Source organism: Streptomyces sp. NPDC102258, assembly GCF_055584685.1.
In genome coordinates this window covers 37,105-43,385 of record NZ_JBVJLO010000031.1, presented here as the reverse complement: position 1 = coordinate 43,385, position 6,281 = coordinate 37,105, and the positions used below count along the sequence as shown (strand labels likewise).

Genomic DNA, 6,281 nt, shown 5'->3' with positions numbered 1-6,281 from the left:
TCACCTCAACCTCACCGGCGTCACTCGATCAGTGACCACGCTGAAAACGCTCACTCATTGCCGAAGAGCTTATGCATTAAGTCACCCGCCTCTTCCGGGTGGTCCGTGGCCATCGGCGCTTGGCCCCCCGCGGACACGCGAGTGAGGCCCCACACCGGCTCCAGGAGCGCGGTGCAGGGCCTCTGTGACGGAGCGCTTCAGTTGGCGAGTTGGGCGTTGGCCGGGCAGGCTCAGCCGGTCAGAAGTTCAGGTACCGCTCCAGTCGGATGGGCTCGGTGCTGTCGTTCACGTAGACATCGGCAGTAAGGCTGAACGTCCCCCACGCGGCCGTGGTCAGCTCGAAGCCGGTCGAGCGATTCGTCACGGTGCGATCGGGATCCCGGAAGGTTGGGTGCAGGTGGTAGACGACCTTAGTGACACGGTCGAGATCCGAGTCGGTATCGCCCTCAAGGGCGATCCGGACCCGGAAGTACCTGTAGCCGTTCCGGTCGACCGTGTTGTCGCGGTGAGCGGTGTGAACCAGATGAACCCTGGGAGCGGCTTCGGTCGGGGCCTCGGTCAGTACGGCTAGCGGCGGTGGCACTTCAAGAACGGGCTGCGCGCCCGGCTGTGGCTCAACCCCGGTCGGGATCTGTGGGGCCCCGGGCCCGAGCCTGATTCCTGATGGCCCTGCCCAGAAGGGGTCACCACGCTCGACTCGACTGTTGACGGCTCCGATGAATCGTCTCAGGCCGGTGCGGAATGTGAACGCGAGCGTTAGCAGGACGGTCGGCCAGGCTAAGCCCTGAAGAAGCGGTATCCAGTCCTTCATCTTTCCCCAGACATCCCAGACAGACCGGTGTAGCCACCAGCAAGTCCGTCCCCCGATATCAGAAAACCGTCACCCAGTCTGCCACGAGCCAGGGGGGCATAGTTGTGTTGGGCGCCCTGGTTCTGCAGGGCCCTCTGCCTCTGCCGACCGTGGCTCCAAGCTGCGTCGCGGCGTCACGATTGGTATGGCTCCGGCACACCAAGCGACGCCACACACAGCCCGCCACCTGAACGGTTCACTCGCCAACTGAAGCGCTCAGCCACAGCCTCACGGTCGTCCGGGACGTTCCGGGCTCTTACAGCTCGATGTCGAGCCGCTCCACGTCGGTGAACTCCACGCCCAGCCCATGGGCCCGGCTGTTGTTGGCGCGGAAGTACATCCGGGCGAGGCCGTCGGCCGCGATCTGCCGGAGCTGGTCCTCGTTGGCGCCCTGCTCCCGTGCGCTGAACAGCTGGTCGGCGTACTCGGGTGGCAGAGCCTGGGTGATGTCGCGGATCCGGGCGTCGTCGGTCGTGCCCCCGGCGGCTTCGAATCCGAAGCGGGCGCGGGTGGAGACGACCAGCCCTCCCGTGGTCGCCGCCTTCTTCCTCGCTTTCGGGCGGATCTGGGGCTGCCAGCGCGTCTTGACCTCGCGTTCCAGGCGGGCGCGCAGGTCCTGGCGGGGCTGCTTGATCTTGCCGGTGACGTACCGCTCCACGGTGCGCCGGGTGATCCCGAGCGCCTGGGCGGCGGCCTTGGTGCTCTTGAGCTGCTTGACCAGGTACTTCATCTGGGCCTGGGCGCTCTGCGAGCTTGCGGTGCAGGCCGGTCCGCTGGGTCGCCAGCACGGCGGCCCGGATGTCGGGGCGCCACGTCCACCGTTCCAGCGCCGGGTAGGGCTCGTAGTACGGCACCTGGCCCCGGCTTCGCTGGCGCAGCTTGCCGATCGCACCCTTGGCCGTGGCCTTGATCGCGGTCTCCAGCAGTGCCATCGTCGGGTCGACCTGCTTGCGGCGCGCCATCGCCTCGAGGAACTCGCTCCCGGTGAGGTCGGTGGTGACGCCCATGTCGGCCATCGTGTCCACGTACGCGTCGCGCAGTCGCTTGTACCAGAACAGGCCGGGCCTTCGGGGCGGTCGCCCTTCGGCGTGAACGGGCTCGGGAGCCGGGTGCCGTCGACGGTGCGGCCGTTGATCCGTACGCGGGACAGGTCGACGTGGCTGAGGTCGACCAGCCACAGCCGGGCAGCGCCGGGTCGAAGGCCGGGTTGCCGGTCAGGTGGGTGGGTCCGTTCAGCCCGACCGTGAGCCTGTTCGCGGCTGCGGCGAACGATATGTTGATGTCGACGACGACCAGGTACGGGTTGGCGCACTTCTCATCGGTCAGCGGCCGGCACCAGTCGTAGGGCTCCTCCACCAGCATCTCTGCCGGCGTGCGCAGGTGGTGCCGGGCGAACTTGCCCTTCAGGATCGGATGCTCGTCGGGGACCTCGCACGGTACGACGTCGTACTTGGCGGTGATCGAGTCGTCGTTGAAGGCGGGCTTGAACTCGCCGGTGTCCTCGTCCTTCTCCGCGCGGGTGGGCGGGCGCAGCGCGGTCATCAGCTCCAGGCCGGTCGTCGCGGTGCTGCCGCGCGGCGTGATCACCCGGGCCGCGTACAGGCCTAGCTACTGGACGAGGTCGGCCGGGTGCATGGTCAGCAGTAGCTGCGGGTCGTCCTTCCGGCTCCACTCGCGGACGTCCGGAGACCGGCCCGTTCGATCTGCTTGACCACCTTGTGGCCGGCCCGGAGTCGGCTCGCGTTGCGCTCCTCCTCCGGCAGGGCGGCGGGCAGGCCGAAGCGCTGCAGCGCGGCCGCGGTGAGGACGAGGATCGGGTCGGCGTCGCGGCCGTTGCGGTGCAGGCGGGCCTGTCCGAGGCGGCCTTCGGTCAGCGTCCAGTCGACCAGGGCCGGGATCGTCTTGGCGGGCACGTCCAGGACCAGGCCGCCGATGCAGTACGCGGAGACCTGCCCGTCCTCGCAGTCGATGACCGCGAGGTGGCGGCGAATCCCACGGCGGCCGCGACCGCCGTCGACCCCCGCTTCGAGCACGGCCCGCTGCCCGGGCGCCGCGACGACGTCGACGGCATGGTGGTGCTGCTCGCCGGCGGGTGAGACGGCGGTACCGCTGCGGGGCGCGCGGTGGGGGTGGGATCCGGGGCCGGGCCGGTGAACGACTCCGGGACCAGCGGGGCCGGGGCGGTGGCGGGCGCGTCGGCGGCCGGGGTGGGGAAGCGGGCGGCGAGGCCCTCCAGGAGCCGGGCGTACGCGGCGCGCTTCGCCGGCCGCGGCTCGGTGGTGCCGGACTCCCAGTTCCCGGTGGTCTCGCGTCGGCTCTTCAGAGCGGTCGCGATCTGTTCCTGGCTCAGTCCGGCGGCTTCGCGCGGACGCTTGCGCTCCTCGGGTGACCTATGGTCTGCCGGACCGATCCAGTGAGCGTGGAAGCTGATGAGGCTGGAGGGCCCGTGGAAGACCTGGACGCCTGCACCGTGCTCTCGGCGCACGAGAGCCAGGACGTCCTGGAACGCGTACTCCTGCCTGCGGCCACCAAGAGCGCCGTACCCCAGCGCCGCCCGGTCGTGATGATCGTCGGCAGCCAGCCGGGAGCCGGGAAGACCAAGGTCGCCGACTCGGTGCAGGCGGCGCTCGACCTGCGCGGCGGGGCCGTACGGATCGAGGTGGCGACCTTCGTCAGCCGATTCGCCGCGTCGTAGCTGTAGCCGGCCGTCTTACCCGAGCGTCGTGGCCCGCACAGGCCGTCATCGCCCTCAATGACCTGCACCGCCGACCAAGGTGTCGCGTCGGCATCCCAGCGACGGGCCAGGATGTGGCCGAAGGCGTGGTCGATACGGGGTTTGTTGTGGGCGCGAGTTCGTGGCCGGTGCTGTGTCCACGGCCGCAATCCTGGTACTCGGACACGGCGAAGCACATGCGCAAATACAGCGGATTTTGCGCCGTTGCGGTGTCCGGTCACGGCTTTTCGATACAGACTGCCCGGGAATTCTCGCGCGAGATTTTACCGGTTCATTGCCCGCCGATTGTAAACCGTGGCTGGCGCGGCACCCTCCGCCCCTCAGGGCGGCGGCCGCGGCACCAGGGGGTGCGGCAGCCGCCGCCCGCGGCGGTCCGGCCGGCGTGGGGCCTCAGCCCCTGTGAGGGGCCCCGGCGGGAGCGGATGCCCTTTCGGGTAACCGGTCGTGGCACTTCAGACGGGGTATGGGACCGCGGGGTCGGTCTCTACTGAAGCTTCGGCGGTACACCGCCCCAGCCCCAGGAGGTGTCGGTCGGCTCGCTCTGCCCGTCGGCCAAGGCCACACGCGCCGAGTCGTGGGCGGCCGCCTGGTACGCCTCGACCGCTACCGGCGACAGCAGGGCGGCGACGGAGGCCGCGATCGTCACTATGCGTGCAACGCGCTTCATGGGACTTCTCCAAGGGATCTAATGAGAGAACGCCGTGCGAGGTAACTCTGACGGCTCGCCGTGTTCCCGCTTTCGAGAGAAGTCTTTCCCGGCGCCTATCCTGGCCGCAATTGGTCACCCCCTTCATCAAGGTGCGTGGCAGCAAGGCGAGGAGGGGACATTAATGGACATTAGCCGCGATCATGGTCTATCTACGGTTCTGGGTGGCTGGCAGAAGGCCGACACGGCTGTCTATGGGTGGGTCCTGGAGCAGGGGCGTCTGGACGAACCCGCGGTGGCGGCCGGTCTCGGCCTGCGGGAGGAGGAGGTACGGGAGGCTCTCGCCCGCCTCACCGCATCCCGGCTGATCCGGCGCGACCCCCAGGCTCCGGCGGAGGGTTTCGCCGTGTCGCCCGATGTCGCCCGTGCGGAGCTGGCCGCCCCCGTGCGGTCGCGGATCCGTCAGGTCGAGGAGGAGCTCGACCGTGCTCAGGAGAAGTTGGATCACTTCTCTGTGGAGTACCTCCGGCACGCCAAGGGGGGCAACGGCCAGATTCGGGTGATCGGCAACATGCTGGAGGTCCGGGTAGCTCTCACCCAGGCTTCCGAACGGTGTACCGAGGAGGTGCTCTGCAGCCAGCCGGGGGGTGGCAGCCGGGTGGTCGAGGCGATGAGTGAGGCCTTGGACCGCGACCGGGCGATCCTGGAGCGCGGTGTGCGGATGCGTACCCTCTATCACCACACTGCGCGTTTCAACGGTCCGAGCCAGGCGTATGTCGCGGCGGCCTCGGAGTTCGGGGCGCAGTACCGAACCGCGCACGAGCTCTTCGGCCGGCTCATCGTCTTCGACCGGAAGTTGGCTTTCATCCCGTTGAACGACGGCTCGCGCGGTGCGGTGGTTGTCAGTGAGCCTTCGGTGGTGTGCTATCTCGCCGAGGTCTTCGAGCAGACCTGGACGCATGCCACGCCGTTCGCGGACGCAGCCAGTCAGGGCTTCGGCGAGGTCGCCCAGGAGATCGACCAGACCATCCTGCGGCTGCTCGCCGCGGGGTTGAAGGATGAGGCGGTTGCCCGGCGTCTCGGTATGTCGCTGCGTACGGCGCGGCGCCATATCGCGGACATGATGCAGCAGTTGGGGGCGGAGAGCCGCTTCCAGGCGGGTGTGGCCGCCGTACAGCGGGGGCTGCTGGATGCCGGGGAGGTGTGTGCTCCCCTGGCAGATGGGTCCGGGTCTGCCTGTGCGGAGGCTTGACCACGGTGCCTGGGCATGGGCGGCCGGGGTCAGGGGGCCGTCTCGATGCGGATCAGCAGATAGCGTGCGGAGGCCGAGAGGTCGGCCGTCCATGCCCGTCCGGGGGGTACGTAGAGCAGCTCTCCTGCTCGCAGGCGGCAGTGGAACGGCTCCGTCGGGGAGGTTTTCCCCGTGCCTGGGGGGAGTGTCCAGTCGCCGCCGCCCGAGAGCTGCTGGACGAGGGAGTGGGTGAAGTCGGGGTCTTGGCGGATCTGCCGCGGTGCGTCGGGGGCGTCGCGGGTGATGCGTACCGTGGTGCCGAGCGCGGTGGACAGTTCGGCTTCCAGCAGTGCGAGATCGGCCGCGGTGGCGTTCGCGTGGCAGCTCGGGTGGTCGTGTTCGGCCCAGAGGATCGCCGGGCCGGCGTTCCGGTGGACCGAGAGGAACAGCGCGAGCTCCCTCACGTGGCGGGCTCCGTTGTCGCCGGACGGCATGTCAGTCCTCCTGCTCTTTGTGCGACACGGAGAGCTCTTCCCGGTGCCGCGTCCCGGCTCGGGTGCCGGAACACATGGGCGGCGTGCCGGGGCCGTGACCAGACTGGTGCACCGGCCCAGTCTGCGACAGTCACGTGATTCCGGTTCCCCGCAGCCGCTCGCTGGGGTCAGATGGTCGGATTGCGTCCGGTTTGCTCCTGCCTCGTTTTGCTGCCAGGCACCTTGCTGAGGCCCGTGGGGGGTGGAGGGCGGGCGTCGCGGTGGCCAGGCTGGGTCACGGAGCCGGCACCGTCCACCAACGAGATGGCTGCCTCGAGCCACGCCCG

Annotated in this window: 6 protein-coding genes and 1 pseudogene; 2 read left to right on the top strand and 5 right to left on the bottom strand. The window is 69.2% G+C overall.

Features of this window, described 5'->3' with window-relative positions; all coding sequences use genetic code 11:
- Positions 1 to 238: 238 nt before the first annotated feature.
- From ACZ6ZT_RS32815 to ACZ6ZT_RS32805, 3 genes and pseudogenes are all read right to left on the bottom strand, one after another.
- Entirely contained in the window at positions 239 to 811 is a 573-nt protein-coding gene (locus ACZ6ZT_RS32815) for a pYEATS domain-containing protein (protein ID WP_469723947.1), read from the bottom strand.
- 295 nt (positions 812 to 1,106) lie between these two features.
- Positions 1,107 to 1,598: pseudogene (gene tpg, locus ACZ6ZT_RS32810) on the bottom strand (telomere-protecting terminal protein Tpg); the annotation flags it as partial.
- 889 nt (positions 1,599 to 2,487) lie between these two features.
- Positions 2,488 to 2,763: a hypothetical protein gene (locus tag ACZ6ZT_RS32805; protein WP_469723946.1), complete on the bottom strand. Its 276-nt coding sequence runs from the start codon at positions 2,761 to 2,763 to the stop codon at positions 2,488 to 2,490.
- Between the two features lie 533 nt (positions 2,764 to 3,296).
- Between ACZ6ZT_RS32805 and ACZ6ZT_RS32800 the strand changes: the two genes are divergently transcribed.
- A complete protein-coding gene (locus ACZ6ZT_RS32800) occupies positions 3,297 to 3,545 on the top strand; it encodes a zeta toxin family protein (RefSeq protein ID WP_469723944.1) in 249 nt (82 codons plus the stop codon).
- A 523-nt stretch (positions 3,546 to 4,068) separates the two neighbouring features.
- Here ACZ6ZT_RS32800 and ACZ6ZT_RS32795 read toward each other — a convergent pair.
- The gene (locus ACZ6ZT_RS32795; protein ID WP_469723943.1) at positions 4,069 to 4,251 is read right to left on the bottom strand and encodes a hypothetical protein; all 183 of its coding nucleotides are present in this window, start codon (positions 4,249 to 4,251) and stop codon (positions 4,069 to 4,071) included.
- Between the two features lie 163 nt (positions 4,252 to 4,414).
- Here ACZ6ZT_RS32795 and ACZ6ZT_RS32790 point away from each other — a divergent pair, with 163 nt between their 5' ends.
- Complete coding sequence (locus ACZ6ZT_RS32790; RefSeq protein WP_469723941.1) at positions 4,415 to 5,482, top strand: helix-turn-helix transcriptional regulator; 1,068 nt, start codon at positions 4,415 to 4,417, stop codon at positions 5,480 to 5,482.
- Between the two features lie 29 nt (positions 5,483 to 5,511).
- Here the strand turns inward: ACZ6ZT_RS32790 and ACZ6ZT_RS32785 are convergent, their stop codons facing one another.
- Positions 5,512 to 5,955: a hypothetical protein gene (locus ACZ6ZT_RS32785; RefSeq protein ID WP_469723940.1), complete on the bottom strand. Its 444-nt coding sequence runs from the start codon at positions 5,953 to 5,955 to the stop codon at positions 5,512 to 5,514.
- Positions 5,956 to 6,281 lie beyond the last annotated feature (326 nt).

What these genes read in the sequence shown, in the direction of transcription:
- ACZ6ZT_RS32790 (WP_469723941.1), top strand. Translation starts at nt 4,415, where the DNA reads ATGGACATTAGCCGCGATCATGGTCTATCTACGGTTCTGGGTGGCTGG.
- ACZ6ZT_RS32815 (WP_469723947.1), bottom strand. Translation starts at nt 811, where the DNA reads ATGAAGGACTGGATACCGCTTCTTCAGGGCTTAGCCTGGCCGACCGTC.
- ACZ6ZT_RS32795 (WP_469723943.1), bottom strand. Translation starts at nt 4,251, where the DNA reads ATGAAGCGCGTTGCACGCATAGTGACGATCGCGGCCTCCGTCGCCGCC.
- ACZ6ZT_RS32785 (WP_469723940.1), bottom strand. Translation starts at nt 5,955, where the DNA reads ATGCCGTCCGGCGACAACGGAGCCCGCCACGTGAGGGAGCTCGCGCTG.